Origin of the sequence: Haloarcula sp. DT43 (assembly GCF_037078405.1) — an archaeon.
Taxonomy (GTDB): domain Archaea; phylum Halobacteriota; class Halobacteria; order Halobacteriales; family Haloarculaceae; genus Haloarcula; species Haloarcula brevis.
The window spans coordinates 1165097-1179346 of sequence record NZ_JAYMGZ010000001.1; the positions used below are offsets into that span (position 1 = coordinate 1165097).

Below are 14250 nucleotides of genomic sequence, written 5' to 3' on the forward strand. Positions count from 1 at the left end.
TACAATCCGGGTACTTTTTCCCGAGATACACAGAATGAGCGAACAACACCGATGAGCAACGAAGGACAGGCCCCGGACCTGGCGGGCGACCGGGGATTCAGGTCAGTCCGTGAGTCGGCATACAAATACGCGCTGGCGGGCTGTGCCGTCCTGTCCGTACTGACGACGGTGAGTATCATCGGGGTGCTCGTCTTAGACGCCGCGGAGTTTTTCGCCGAGGTGCCAGTCTTGGCGTTCCTGACCGGGACGACGTTCAGCCCGAACCTCGAACCGGTCTCGTTCGGCGTCTTGCCCCTCGTCCTCGGGACGATTCTCATCACCATCGGCGCGGGCGCGCTCGCGCTCCCGACGGGCGTGTTGACCGCGATATACCTCAGCGAGTACGCGAGCGACCGCACGCGGTCGATACTGAAACCGATGCTCGAAGTCCTCGCGGGCGTGCCGACCGTCGTCTACGGCTACTTCGCTATCGTCTACGTCACGCCCGCGCTGAACGCCGCGATTACGGGGCTCAACGGCGTCTTCGGGACGGGATTCGACGAACTGGGACTGTTCAACGGGCTCTCGGCCTCTATCGTCGTCGGCATCATGATTATCCCGATGGTCTCCTCTATCAGTGAGGACGCGATGAGTTCGGTCCCGGACTCGCTGCGCCAGGCCGGCTACGGCCTCGGGGCGACGAAGTTCAACGTCTCGCTGACCATCGTGGTCCCGGCGGCGGTCTCCGGCATCGCCTCGTCGTTCATCCTCGCCATCTCGCGGGCCATCGGCGAGACGATGGCCGTCGTGCTGGCCGCGGGGTCCCAGCCGCCGGACATGCCGCCCGTCCAGCAGGCCTTCGGCATCCCGTACGTGGCCCCGACGGACGTACTCGGGCTGTTCACCGAGAGCTCCGCGACGATGACCGTCGCGATGGTCAACATCGCCCAGGGGGACATCTCCGGCGGGTCGACCGCCTACCAGTCGCTTTTCGCTATCGGACTCACGCTGTTCGTCATCACGCTGGCGATGAACGTCGTCAGCGACCTCGTGGCGAGTCGCTACCGGGAGGTTTACGAGTAAATGGCCACGACATCACCGACAGAGACCGAGTTCGGCGAGGTCAGCCGAATCAAGGGCATCGTCTTCAAGTACGTCTCCTTCGCCGCGTCCATCGTCGGCATCCTCGCACTCGGCGTGTTGCTCGCGTACGTGTTCTGGGACGCGCTCGGACTGGCGAGTGCCGGCACCGGCTGGTACCTCGCGTACACGGGCACGCTGCTCGTCCCGCTGCTCGCGTTCTTCGCCTACGCCCGGACACGGCCCGCCGTCGTCGCGGGGACGTTCGAGCTGTTCAGCATGACGCTGGCCGGCGTCCTACTGACCGGCGCGGGCGTCATCATCCTCTCGATTATCGCCAGCCCCGGGGTGTGGTTCGCGTACTTCCTCACCGTCGTCGGCCCCATCGTCGGCCTGTACGTCTACGGCCAGTACGACCGCGAGGCGACCTGGGTCGGCCTGGCGATGCTCGGGGTGGTACTGCTCGGCCCGGTCGTCGGGACGCTCGGGCTGGGCCCGTTGACGACCGTCGGCTCGTTGCTTGGCTCGCCCGGCATCTACTTCCTGTCGCTCGTGGTCCCCGCGGCCGCCGTCGCCGCGTATCTCTCGGCGGAACGGCTGGATTTCTCCCGGCGCCGGAGCCTGGGTATCGGCGTGGGCCTCCCCGTTCTCGCTATCGCCGCCGTCCCGCTGGTCGACACCGTGCCGGCCATCTCGCGGTCGGTCTGGCTCATCGGGCTCGTGTTGCTCGGCCTCCCGGCCGGGTTCGCGGTCGCGAACACGGCCCGAACCCGCGAGCGATGGCCGGCGTTTGCCTTCCCTGCAATCGTCGTCCTCGGGTTCCTCGCGGGCGAGGCCGTCGTCACCGCTATCGGAGCGACGCCGCCGACTCCGTGGCTCGACTGGCAGTACGTCACCAGCGGCCCGTCACAGACCGCGGCGGAGGCGGGACTGTACCCCGCCATCATCGGCTCGATATTCCTCATCGTGCTGGTGAGCGTGTTCACGTTCGTCTTCGGCGTCGGCGCGGCCATCTACCTCGAAGAGTACGCGCCGGGCAGCGGCCCGCTGGCCGCCGTCACGCGGATTATCAAGGTGAACATCTCGAACCTCGCCGGCGTCCCGTCAGTCGTGTACGGCCTGCTGGGGCTGGGCATCTTCGTGAACATCGAGTCGCAGGTCGGCCCGTTCACCTACGCCGGCTTCGGCGTCGGGACGGTGCTGACCGCCGCGATGACTCTCTCTCTGCTCATCCTGCCCATCGTCATCATCTCCGCACAGGAAGCGATTCGGTCCGTGCCGGACTCGCTGCGGCAGGCGTCCTACGGGATGGGTGCGACCCGGTGGCAGACGATTCGGAACGTCGTCCTGCCGCGCTCGCTGCCGGGCATCCTCACCGGGACGATTCTGGCCCTCGGGCGGGCTATCGGCGAGACCGCGCCGCTCATCATGGTCGGCGCGGCGACGACGAAGTTCTCCCCGCCCAGCGGGCTGTTCGGCAAGCTCACCGCGATGCCGATGCAGATTTTCGCCTGGGCGTTCGAACCGAGTGACGAGTTCCGGTACGGCGTCGTCGCGGCCGGCGTCGTGACGCTGCTCGTCGTCATGCTGACGATGAACTCCGTCGCCATCCTCGTACGGAACAAATATCAACAGGAGGCAAACTAATGACTTCACAGGACATGGCCAGCGACACCGACGTTGAGACCGACGACGACTCCCTCGTGACGACCGACCCCGGCAAGGGCGGCCTGGACGAGAACGCCGACCGCGGCTCGGTCGGGCAAAGCGGGGCGGGGACCGTCATCGAGTCCCGCAATCTTGACGTGTTCTACGGCGAGACCCAGGCGCTCCAGGACATCGACCTGGCAATCCCGGAGAACCAGGTGACGGCCATGATTGGCCCCTCGGGCTGTGGCAAGTCTACCTTCCTGCGGTGTATCAACCGCATGAACGACCTCATCGACATCGCCCGCGTCGAGGGCGAGCTCACCTTCAAGGGGAAGAACGTCTACGACGCCGACGTCGACCCGGTGGCACTGCGGCGGCGAATCGGCATGGTGTTCCAGCACCCCAACCCCTTCCCGAAGAGCATCTACGACAACGTCGCCTACGGCCTCCGCATCCAGGACAAGACGGACAACATCGACGAGGTCGTCGAGCAGTCCCTCAAGAAGGCGGCGCTGTGGGACGAGGTCAAGGACCGCCTCGACGGGTCCGCGCTGGACCTCTCCGGCGGGCAACAGCAGCGGCTGTGCATCGCCCGCGCCATCGCCGTCGACCCCGAGGTCATCCTGATGGACGAGCCGGCCTCGGCGCTGGACCCCATCGCCACCTCACAGATAGAGGACCTCATCGAGGAACTGGCCGAGGAGTACACTGTCGTCATCGTCACCCACAACATGCAGCAGGCGGCCCGCATCTCCGACAAGACGGCCGTCTTCCTCACCGGCGGCGAGCTCGTCGAGTTCGACGACACGGACAAGATTTTCGAGAACCCCGACAGCCAGCGCGTCGAGGACTACATCACCGGGAAGTTCGGATAGCCGTCTCGCTTTTCCCGTCGCCGCTTACCGCTCCAGCGTCGCTTCGGTGTCGATGCCGTACACCGCCTTCGGTGTCTCGACGTGGGCCGTCCGCACTGCGGCGTCGTGCCCGTTCTCCAGCAGCCAGCGGACGCGTCGCGGGACGGTCTTCGGGCCGAGCACCGCACCGGGTCGGTCCGGGTCGTCGATGTAATCGGTCTCCATCAGGAACGGCTCGTCGGTCTCGACGGCGATTTCCAGTTCGTCCTTGTCGGCCAGCACCGACTTCACCGGTCCCTGGAGCCGGCCCCCCGAGTAGTGTTTGACGACCTGCGCCCGGTCGAGGCCGCGTTCTTCGGCCCACTGCGCGACCGTCTCGAAGTCCTCGCCGCCCTCGGTGTGGAGCTGTATCGCACAGCCCACGTCGGCGGCGCGTTCGAACCCGTGGCACATCACCTCGTTCGAGGCCGCCCAGACGGCGTCGTCGACGTCGTAGTGGGGGCGGCCGGACTTCATCGCGAGCGCCCGCCCCTCGGCGACGTACTCCGCTGCCACGTCGAGGCCGGTCCGCATGATGTCCCGCGCCTCCGAGGGCGTGTAGCCGTCCTCGACGAGCTTCGAAATCAGCGCCGGGTGAACCCCGAGGACAGGCCAGGCTCGTCCGTCGAGCACGCCCGACGCCTCTGTGGCGGCCGCGACGGTGAGGTCGAACGCCTCCCGGAACGTCGCCTCCTCGGTCGCTTTCTCGACGAGATGCCAGGACGGTTTGTTGAGTACGAGCAGGTGCGTCCCGCCGTGGTCAGCGAATTCCTCTGCCGCCGCGACGTTCCGGCCGTTGACCGGGTCCAGGTGGAGGTGGTTGTCCAGTACCGGCGTGTCGTCGAGGTCCATACGCGGGCAATGGCACCGGCCGGAAAAACAGTTGGCGTCTTACAGGGTCACCGCGTCCTCCGCCGCGTTCCGCAACGCGTCCGAGCGGCCGTACTCCCCCGGCGCGACGGCGACCGTTCTGACCCCCTCTCTGGCGGCCACTTCCAGCGCCGGCTTGAAGTCTGTGTCCCGCGAGGCGACGACCAGAACGTCTATCTGGCCCGAGACGGCAGCGTCCGTCGCGTCGACGGCCAGCCGCACGTCCACGTCGCCGCTGGTGGTCCGGACCTCGAACCCGCGGGCCTCGGCGGCCTGGATGAGCCCCGGCGAGGCGTTCTGGTCGACGTAGAGGCGGGTCAGCGCCAGCGGGCCGTACTCGGCCGCGATGTCGCGGACCTCGTCGAGGTCCACGTCGAACTCCGACCTGAGGACGTTCGGCCCGTCGACGAACAGCCCGACGCGCCGCCGCGAGTCGATGTCTCCGAATATCCGACGGAACAGCTCCATGCGCCCCTTTCCCCGCCCGCCCCGCTTATGCGTGCCGTTTCGAGCTGTAAACCCGTAACCGCGATATCAAACGCCGGCGCATCGTCTCGACGCACGGTCTCCGTCGTCCTACCCACGGAAGCCGAGCAGTCGAAGCCCGTTTAGCGAGACGAGGACCGTCGAGCCTTCGTGACCGACCACGGCGAGCGGGAGTGGGATGCCCCGGAGGAGGATGGCCCCGACCATGAGCGCTATCGCGCCGAAGGCGATGGCGAGATTGATGGTGAGCGTCCGGCGGGTCCTGCGTCCGAGGCCGAGGACGTAGGGAATCTTGCTGAGGTCGTCGCCCATCAACACAACGTCGGCCGTGTCGAGCGCGACGTCGGTCCCCGCGCCGCCCATCGCGATGCCGAGGGTCGCTGTGGCGAGTGCCGGCGCGTCGTTGACGCCGTCACCGACCATCGCCACGTTCTCGTGTCGCTCGACCAGTGCCTCGATGGTCGCCACCTTCTCCTCCGGCAGCAACTCCGCCTGGACTTCGTCGATGCCGACCTCGTCGGCGATGCGCTGTGCGACGCGCTCGTTGTCGCCCGTCAGCATGACGATGTGCTCCACGCCGAGCGAGCGGAGGTCCGCAATCATCTCGGCAGCGTCGGGGCGAACGGTGTCGGTGAATGCGAGCCACCCCAGTACAGTGACGCCGTCGCCGCGCTGTCTGGCGACGAGGACGCTCGTTTTCCCCTCTGTCTCGAAGGTTTCGAGCCGATTGAGACCGGGGTCGAGCCCCTCGACCGACTCGTCCCCGAGGACCGTCTGAAAGTAGCTCCGGTTTCCGATATGGATGGTTCCGCCGTCGACGTCGGCTCGAACCCCCTTCCCGGCGGCCGACTGGAACCGTGCGGCGTCGGGTGTGTCGAGTGCTCGCTCGTCCGCCGCCGCCACGGTCGCGCGCGCGAGGTGATGCTCCGACCGGGCCTGCACTGCGGCCGCGAGCGAGAGGAGCGAGTCCTCGGTCAGTGTCCCGTCCGACGCACCATCGCGGACGAACACGTCGGTCAACTGCGTGTCGCCCCGCGTGAGCGTGCCGGTCTTGTCGAACGCGACCGCGTCAATGTTCGCCGCGGTCTCGACGTGTTCGCCGCCCTTGAACAGGACGCCCTGCCTGCCGCCGGAGGCGATGGCCGAGAGGACCGCCGCGGGCGTCGAGATGATGACCGCACACGGCGAGGCAGCGACCATGAGCGTCATCGCGCGGTAGAACGTGCTCGTGAACTCGGTGCCGAGTGCGAGCGGAATCCCGATGGCCGCGATGGTGAGTGCGAACACGCCGAGGACGTACGGCTGTTCGAGACGGTCGATGAGCCGCTGTGTCGGGGCCTTCTCGCTCTGGGCCTCTTCGACCATGGTGATGAGGCGACTGATGGCCGATTCGTGGGCCTGTCGAGTGACCTCGATTTCGAGGCTCCCGCTCTCGTTTATCGTCCCACCGAACACCTCGTCGTCGGGTTCCTTGGGGACGGGGACGGACTCGCCGGTGAGCGAGGCCTGGTCGACCGTGCCCTCGCCGGACATCACCACGCCGTCGAGTGGGATTCTATCCCCCGGCCGGACGACGAACACGTCACCGACGGCGACCTCGTCGATGGGAACTGTGACCTCGTCACCGTCGCGCAGGACCTGCGCCTCGTCCGGGCGCATCTCGACGAGGGACTTGATTGCCCGGCGGGAACGGCCGATTGCGTAGTGTTGGAGCGTGTTCGACAGCGAGAACAGGAAGAGGAGCATCGCGCCCTCGAACGGCGCGCCGATGGTGAGTGCGCCCAGCGCGGCGACAATCATCAACAGGTCGATGTCCACCGCGCGGTGGCGGAGCGTCTCGACGGCCCCTTTGAGCCCGTACCAGCCGCCGAAGACGTACGCGACGCCGTAGCCAGCCCACATGAGCAGCGACGGGCCGTTGGCCCACCCCGTCGCCAGGCCGGCCACCATGCCGCCCAGCGTCAGTCCGACGAACACTGCCTCACGCCTGAGTTCCGAGCGAGCGGGCACCTCGTCGGGTTCCGTATCGGGCTCGTCCTGTATCGAGACCTTGCGCTCGCGGACTGCCTGTCTGAGCGTTTCCTCGGAGGTGACGGTCTCGTCGTAGGTGAGCCGAACGCTCCCCGTTCGGAACGAGACCTCGACGTCGTGGACGCCGGGTCTGTCTCGGAGGTGTCGTTCGAGCGCCCGCGCCCCCGCTTCGCCGCGACCACCCCGTCGTTCAATCCGGACCGTACACGTCGAGAGCGGGGGTGTTTCAGTAACTGTCACGTGGTCTCTCCACACAGTGGGTGTTGGTTTTGCATTGTCGATATGTCGCTGGCTCTCGTCTGACGGGATGTCGGCTTCGCACTCTGTCCCGAGCACCTCAACTGACGATAGTCACCGGTATCCGTGCCCGGCGGGTGACTGTCTCGGCAACGCTTCCGAGGAGCGCACGGTCGAGTCCTGCCCGGCCGTGACTGCCCATGACAATCTGGTCGATGGCGTTGTCGTCAGCGAAGTCGAGGATTGCCCGTGCCGGTTTGCCGACTTCCGTGACGGTATCGAGTTCGGTATCCCGCTCTGTTGCGAGGTCCGTGGCCCTCGTGTGGATTCTGCGTGCTTCTTCCGTCGCATTCTCGTACCAGTCTTCGGCGACTGGGAGGCCGCCAGCCTCCACGTCGATAACCGAGTCGATTGGATTGATGACGTAAACCGTAGTAATAGCTGCAGCCGGGAAGGTCTCGATAGCGTACGTGAGCGCACGCTCTGCGAGCGGGGACCCGTCGTAGGCGACGAGAACGTTGGCTGGCACAGAGCAGTTATTTGTCGTGTACTGAAATGAATGTACTGCTCGGTCGATAGTGCTCGATTCGCTATGGGGCGTCTCGGTCGACACTCACAGCCTCCTCAAAGTCGGAACTGCCGGGCCGACACAACACTTAGGAGGATTCCTGCCGCATCTCCAATGATAGTCTTCCGCGGGCGGCCGACGGCGACTGACCGACCTCAGACCATGACCGGAGAACACTACCCGGACCCGGACGTGCTACGCGGGCTTTGTGAGACAATTTCTAACCCGGCCGTGGTATTCGACGCCGACGGCGTCTTCGTCGATGTCATCCACAACGCTCACAACGGGGCGTTGTTCGTCGAGGACCCGGAGGCGCTACCGGGAGCGGACCTCTGGGAAGTCTTCGCCACGCCACAGGCCGACCAGTTTTACGCGGTCATCGAGGACGCGATACGGACCGGCGAGCAACAGCACATCGCGTATCAGCTGGCTGTCGAGGACGGGGACCGCCACTTCGAGGCCCGCGTCACGCCGGTCGGCAGTGAGGAGACGGAACGCGTGCTGTGGCTGGCCGAGGACGTCACACAGCGCAAGCGCCGCGAGGAGAAGCAGGCCCTCGTCGAACGGGTGTTCGAAATCAGTCCGGTCGGACTCGTCGTCGTCGAACCGTCCGGCGAGATTTCGATGGCCAACGGCCGTGCGGAAGACCTGTTCGGTCTCGAACGCGAGCAAATCACCCGCAAGCAGTACACCGAAACGGACTGGAGGATATTCTACGAGGACGGGACCCCGATTCCCGAGTCCGAAAACCCCGTCACGCGGGTCTTCGAGTCGGGTGACCCGGTGTTCGGGTTCGAACACTGGATAGAGTTGCCCGACGGGACCGAGCGGTGGCTTTCGAGCAACGCCGCGCCGATACTCGACGACGACGGGCGCGTAGAGCGCGTCGTCGTCGGTCTGGACGACGCGACGGGGCTGAAACAGCGCGAGGAGCAACTGGAGTGGCTCATCGGGACCGAGACGCTGGCCGACATCGGCGGCTGGGAACTCGACCTGGAGACCGGGCTGATAGAGGGCACTGGGGGCATGAAGCGCCTGTACGGGACGCCGGAGTACAACCCGACACTGGAGGAAGCCCTCGAACAGTACCATCCCAGCGATAGGGAGGCCCTGCGCGACGCCATCGAGGCTTGCAGTGAGACCGGCGAACCGATGGAACTGGAAGCGCGCCGCCAGACCGGCGACGAAACCGAGCGGTGGTTCCGGCTCCGAGCCGAAAAAATCGTCAGGGACGGGACACCGAAACTGCGGGGCATCGTCCGGGACATCACCCGCGACAAGGAGCGCGAGCAGCGGATAATGGTCATGAGCCGGATATTCCGGCACAACATCCGGAACAAACTGACGGTGATACGCGGGAACGCGAGACTGCTCAAACGGGAACTCTCCGGGTCCGACAGCTCCGTCGACGCCGCCGAGCGCCCCATCGACAGAATCGAGACCGCGTCGCGGGAACTCGTCGTGCTGGCCGAGCGGGCACGGACGTTTGACCGGGTCATCGACCGGGACCTCCGGAGCGGCACGGTCCACCTCCGGCAGGTCCTCGACGACATCCGGGCGGACCTCGCGGAGCGCCACCCCGAGGCCACCATCGAGGTGGCGGCCACCGAAGGGGCGGTGTCGGGCGACAGGGTGGCGCTCGACCTGATACTCGACATTCTAATCGACAACGCGCTGGAGTACACCGACCTGTCCGACCCGACCGTCGAACTCGGGGCCGAGGAGACGCCGGCGGGGCAGGTGGCGCTGCGCATCGATACCGACGGGGCCGAACTCCCAGAGATGGAACGCAAGGTCCTGGAATCGGAGACGGAGGGGCCGGTCGCGGACAGTCGCGGCCTCGGACTGTGGGCGGTCACGTGGCTCGTCCGCCGCCTCGGAGGGTCCGTGACGGTTTCCGACGACCTCGACGACGGCACGCGGGTCGAACTCACGTTCCCGCCGGCGCGAGACGGGTGACGAACTCGGCGCAGTTTTCGGACAGGCTTCACCCACCCGTTCGGTCGATTCGACGATTTGATATCGTCGTATGTGATTTATCGTCGGGTCACGGGGGCCAAACGGTAAGACGACGCGGGACGAGATATCCGCGTATGTCACTGCGGTCACCACCGCTCTCTGCGGTTCACGAGACTGCCGACGCCTCCTTCACCGATTTCGGCGGGTGGGAGATGCCGGTCGAGTTCGAATCGATTCGCGCGGAACACGAGGCCGTCCGGGGCGAGGCCGGGAAGTTCGACGTATCCCACATGGGACAGATAACCGTGTCCGGCCCGGACGCGGCGGCGCTGACACAGCGGCTGACAACCAACGACGTGACCGCACTGGACCCGGGCGAGGCCCAGTACTCGGCCATCACCGACGACGCGGGCGTCATGCTCGACGACACCGTGGTCTACCGGCTCCCGGCGGGCGCGGCCGAGGAGTTCCTGTTCGTCCCCAACGCCGGTCACGACGGCGAGATGACCGAGCGGTGGCTCACGGAGCGGGACGAGCGGGGCCTGGACGCGACGGTGACGAACCGGACCGAGGAGTACGCGATGGTCGCCGTCCAGGGGCCGGACGCGCCGGCCCTGCTGGCGGCCGAGACGGACGGCGTCACGCTTTCGGCCCTGTCCCGGTTCGAGGTCGCCGACGGGACCGTCGCCGGCGTCGACGCGCTGCTGGCCCGGACGGGATACACGGGCGAGCGGGGCTTCGAGGTCCTCTGTCCCTGGGACGACGCCGAGACGGTCTGGAACGCGCTGGCCTGTCAGCCCTGCGGGCTCGGCGCGCGCGACACCCTCCGGCTCGAGATGGGCTTTCTGCTCTCCGGTCAGGAGTTCCACCCGGTCGACGAGCCGCGGACGCCGTACGAGGCTGGCATCGGCTGGACCGTCAAGCTCGACACCGAGTTCGTCGGACGGGACACGCTGGAGGGTATCGCCGCGGAAGGCCCGGCGGAGACGCTCGTCGGGCTCGAACTCGTCGACCGCGGCGTTCCGCGCCACGGCTACGACGTGACGACGCCGGACGGGGACGCCATCGGCCACGTCACCAGCGGGACGATGAGCCCGACGCTGGGGACGCCGATTGCCCTCGCCTACGTCCCGACAGCCCACGCCGAGCCGGGCGAGTCCGTCCGCGTCGTCGTCCGCGGGGAACCGAAGAAAGCACGTATCAGGAGCACGCCATTCCTCGATAGATGAGCTTCGACGTTCCCGACGACCTGCGATATCTGGAGTCACACGAATGGGTGCGCGTCGCCGGCGACACCGCCGAGGTCGGTATCACGGCGTTCGCACAGGACGAACTCGGCGACGTGGTGTTCGTCGAACTGCCCGACGAGGGGACGGCGCTGACGGCGGGCGAGGACTTCGGCGTGGTGGAGTCCATCAAGGCAGTCTCGGACGTGTACGCCCCGGTTTCCGGCACCGTCACGGCGGTCAACGACCGGCTCCGCGACGAGCCGGAACTGCTCAACGAGGACCCGTTCGGCGACGGCTGGATGCTCGAAGTCGAGGTCGCCGACGAGGGCGAACTCGAAGGCCTGCTCTCGCCCGACGCCTACCGCGACCAGATAGCGTAACCCCGGTGGCAGTGGTCCCCTGCAGGGGGTGAAAGGAGTAACCTAATGTGGACACGGTCGTTAGCTGTTGCCATCATGTCACCCCCGCGCTGCTGGGTGGTTCTCAAATGAGCGATAGTGACTCACACGCGACAGGCAGTCCGTACGCACCGCAGACGGCCGCAGAGACCGCCGCGATGCTCGACGCAGTCGGGGCCGACGACCTCGACGCGCTGTTCGACGTTCCCGAGTCCGTCGCCTTCGACGGCGAGTTCGGCATCGACGCCCGGAGCGAGCGGGCGACGCGCCGGGAGGTCGCGGCCCTGCTGGGCCGTAACGCCGACCTCACCGAGTTTCTCGGCCGCGGGCACTACGACCACTACGTCCCGAGCATCGTCGACGACCTCGCCGGCCGCTCCGAGTTCCTGACCTCCTACACGCAGTACCAGCCGGAGGTCGCGCAGGGTTTCCTCCAGGCACTCTTCGAGTTCCAGTCGATGCTGGTCGAACTCACGGGGCTGGGCGTCGCCAACTGCTCGATGTACGACGACGCGACGGCGCTCGGCGAGGCGGCGACGCTCGCCCAGCGAGTCCGGTCGGTGTCGGGCGACCGGGTTCTGATCCCCGAGCACCTCCGCGAGGGCAAGCGCGCAGTGCTCGCGAACTACGCCGACGGGCCGGGCCTCGCCGTCGAGTCCTATCCGATGGACGACGGCGCGGTCGACGTGGATGCGCTGTCCGACCGGATAGACGACGACACCGCGATGGTGTACGCCGAGTCGCCGACGGTCCGGGGGGTCATCGAGGAGCGCCTCGGCGCTGTCGGCGACCTCACCGACGACCACGACGCGCTGTTCTGCCTCGGGTCGGACCCCGTGGCGCTGTCCCTGCTGGAGCGCCCGGTCGACGTGGGCGCGGACGTGGTCGTGGGCGACGCGGCCTCGCTCGGCACCGGCACGGCCTACGGCTTCGGCCTCGGGATGTTCGTCACGCGCGAGGAGTACCTGCGGCAGGTCCCCGGGCGGCTGGTCGGGGCCAGCGAGGACGCCGCGGACCGCCGGGCGTACACGCTGACGCTCCAGACACGCGAACAGCACATCCGCAAGGAGCGGGCCACCTCGAACATCTGCACGAACCAGGCGTGGGTCGCGCTCCGGACCGCGATGCACGCCGCGTGGCTCGGCCCCGACGGACTGGTCGACCTCGCGAACGAGTGCGTGACTCGCCCCCGGGACCTCGCCGACCGTCTCAACGACATCGTCGGGGTGCAGGCACCGGTCCACGGCCGCCACCACTTCCGGGAGTTCGTCGCCCGCACCGACCAGCCGGCCAGCGCCATCGTGGCCGACCTCGCCGACGAGGGCTACGCCGTCCACGCGGTCGGCGAGCACCTGATTCAGGTGTGCGCCACGGAGACCACGGCCGAGGCCGAGGACGGCCTCGTCGCGGCGCTGTCGGAGGTGGCGAAATGAACTACGACCAGGCGCGCTGGACCGACGACGGCGACGACCGCTACGAGCCCCTGCTTTCGGAGAAGGCCAGCGAGACCGTCGAGGTCGAGGACTCGACGCTACCCGAGGACCTGACGCGGGACTCGCTGACGCTCCCGGGGCCGGCCGAGCCGGAACTGGCCCGCCACTACACGCGCCTCTCGCAGATGAACTACGGCGTCGAGAGCGGGCCGTTCCCGCTTGGCTCCTGTACGATGAAGTACAACCCCTCGTTCACCGAGGACGTCGCCGCACGGCCCGACGCCGCGGTCCACCCGGACCGCCCCGACAGGACGGTCCAGGGGACGCTCGCGCTGTGTCACCGCCTGCAGGACTACCTCGGCCGCATCGGCGGGATGGACGCCGTCACCCTCCAGCCCCCGGCCGGCGCGGCCGGCGAGTTCACCGGCATCCGGATAGCGAAGGCCTACCACGAGGAAAACGGCGACGAGCGCCGTGAGGTCGTCATCCCGGACTCGGCCCACGGCACGAACTTCGCGACGGCGGCGATGGCCGGCTACGACGTGGTCGAACTCCCGAGCGACGACGACGGCCGCGTCGACGTCGAAGCGCTGGCGGCCGCAGTCGGCGACGACACCGCCGCGCTGATGCTCACGAACCCCAACACGCTCGGGCTGTTCGAGCGCGACATCGAGACCATCGCGGACATCGTCCACGACGCCGGCGGCCTGCTGTACTACGACGGCGCGAACCTCAACGCCCTGCTCGGGCGCGCTCGCCCCGGCGACATGGGCTTCGACGTGATGCACTACAACGTCCACAAGACGTTCGCGACGCCCCACGGCGGGGGCGGCCCCGGAGCCGGTCCCGTCGGCGTCCGCGAGGGACTGGCTCAGTTCCTGCCGGCCCCCCACGTCAGGGAACGCGACGGCAACTACGAGTACTACGAACCGGAGGCGTCGATTGGCAAGGTCCACGGCTTCTACGGCAACTGGCCGGTGCTGGTCAAGGCCTTCGCCTACATCGCCCGGCTCGGCGACGCGGGGCTCCGGGACGCCAGCGCGAAGGCCGTGCTGAACGCGAACTACCTCGCCGAGCAGATAGCGTACGACGTGCCCTTCGGCCCGTTCCACCACGAGTTCGTCGCCAGCGCGGGCGACCAGGACGCGGCCGACGCCGCCAAGCGGATGCTCGACTACGGCGTCCACCCGCCGACGACGAAGTGGCCCGAAATCGTCGACGAGGCGCTGATGACTGAGCCGACCGAGGCGGAGACCAAGCGGTCGCTCGACCAGCTCGCGGCCGCGTTCGACGCCGTGGCCGGCGACTCCGACGCCGAACTGGCCGACGCGCCCTCGCGCCCGGCGGCGAAGCGCATCGACCAGGTCAGCGCCGCCAGGACCCCGCGGCTCTCCTGGCAGGCCCTCGACGACGCGTAGCCGCGTTTCGACATTTGAT

General features: G+C 67.5%; 12 protein-coding genes. 8 read left to right on the forward strand and 4 right to left on the reverse strand.

The annotated features are described in order from the left end of the window. The first annotated feature begins 51 nt into the window (after positions 1-51). Genes pstC through pstB form a run of 3 tightly spaced genes read left to right on the forward strand, consistent with a single transcriptional unit; the run spans position 52 to position 3584 of the window. Positions 52-1062: a phosphate ABC transporter permease subunit PstC gene (gene pstC, locus VI123_RS06305; protein ID WP_336337180.1), complete on the forward strand. Its 1011-nt coding sequence runs from the start codon at positions 52-54 to the stop codon at positions 1060-1062. Next, positions 1063-2706, forward strand: a complete 1644-nt coding sequence (pstA, locus tag VI123_RS06310) for a phosphate ABC transporter permease PstA (RefSeq protein ID WP_336337181.1) — start codon at positions 1063-1065, stop codon at positions 2704-2706. After that, positions 2706-3584, forward strand: coding sequence for a phosphate ABC transporter ATP-binding protein PstB (pstB, locus tag VI123_RS06315; protein WP_407066978.1), 879 nt, complete (start codon positions 2706-2708; stop codon positions 3582-3584). The genes pstA and pstB overlap by 1 nt, the downstream gene beginning before the upstream one ends. Before the next feature lie 24 nt (positions 3585-3608). On the opposite strand, the gene VI123_RS06320 is transcribed toward pstB, so the two are convergent. The 4 genes from VI123_RS06320 to VI123_RS06335 form a co-directional block, all read right to left on the reverse strand. Continuing rightward, entirely contained in the window at positions 3609-4454 is an 846-nt protein-coding gene (locus tag VI123_RS06320; protein WP_336337182.1) for a TatD family hydrolase, read from the reverse strand. 39 nt (positions 4455-4493) lie between these two features. Then, positions 4494-4940, reverse strand: a complete 447-nt coding sequence (locus tag VI123_RS06325; RefSeq protein WP_336337183.1) for an NYN domain-containing protein — start codon at positions 4938-4940, stop codon at positions 4494-4496. 108 nt (positions 4941-5048) lie between these two features. Further along, positions 5049-7229: a heavy metal translocating P-type ATPase gene (locus VI123_RS06330; protein ID WP_336337184.1), complete on the reverse strand. Its 2181-nt coding sequence runs from the start codon at positions 7227-7229 to the stop codon at positions 5049-5051. A gap of 97 nt (positions 7230-7326) precedes the next feature. Next, complete coding sequence (locus tag VI123_RS06335) at positions 7327-7755, reverse strand: universal stress protein (protein ID WP_336337185.1); 429 nt, start codon at positions 7753-7755, stop codon at positions 7327-7329. A 201-nt stretch (positions 7756-7956) separates the two neighbouring features. On the opposite strand from VI123_RS06335, the gene VI123_RS06340 reads away from it, so the two are divergent. The 5 genes from VI123_RS06340 to gcvPB all read left to right on the forward strand — a co-directional run bounded on the left by VI123_RS06340 (position 7957) and on the right by gcvPB (position 14231). Beyond that, positions 7957-9753, forward strand: coding sequence for a sensor histidine kinase (locus tag VI123_RS06340; protein ID WP_336337186.1), 1797 nt, complete (start codon positions 7957-7959; stop codon positions 9751-9753). A 134-nt stretch (positions 9754-9887) separates the two neighbouring features. Beyond that, entirely contained in the window at positions 9888-10982 is a 1095-nt protein-coding gene (gcvT, locus tag VI123_RS06345; RefSeq protein WP_336337187.1) for a glycine cleavage system aminomethyltransferase GcvT, read from the forward strand. Beyond that, the gene (gcvH, locus tag VI123_RS06350; protein ID WP_336337188.1) at positions 10979-11362 is read left to right on the forward strand and encodes a glycine cleavage system protein GcvH; all 384 of its coding nucleotides are present in this window, start codon (positions 10979-10981) and stop codon (positions 11360-11362) included. The genes gcvT and gcvH overlap by 4 nt, the downstream gene beginning before the upstream one ends. A 107-nt stretch (positions 11363-11469) precedes the next feature. Next, a complete protein-coding gene (gcvPA, locus tag VI123_RS06355) occupies positions 11470-12813 on the forward strand; it encodes an aminomethyl-transferring glycine dehydrogenase subunit GcvPA (protein WP_336337189.1) in 1344 nt (447 codons plus the stop codon). Beyond that, positions 12810-14231, forward strand: a complete 1422-nt coding sequence (gene gcvPB, locus VI123_RS06360) for an aminomethyl-transferring glycine dehydrogenase subunit GcvPB (protein ID WP_336337190.1) — start codon at positions 12810-12812, stop codon at positions 14229-14231. The genes gcvPA and gcvPB overlap by 4 nt, the downstream gene beginning before the upstream one ends. Positions 14232-14250 lie beyond the last annotated feature (19 nt).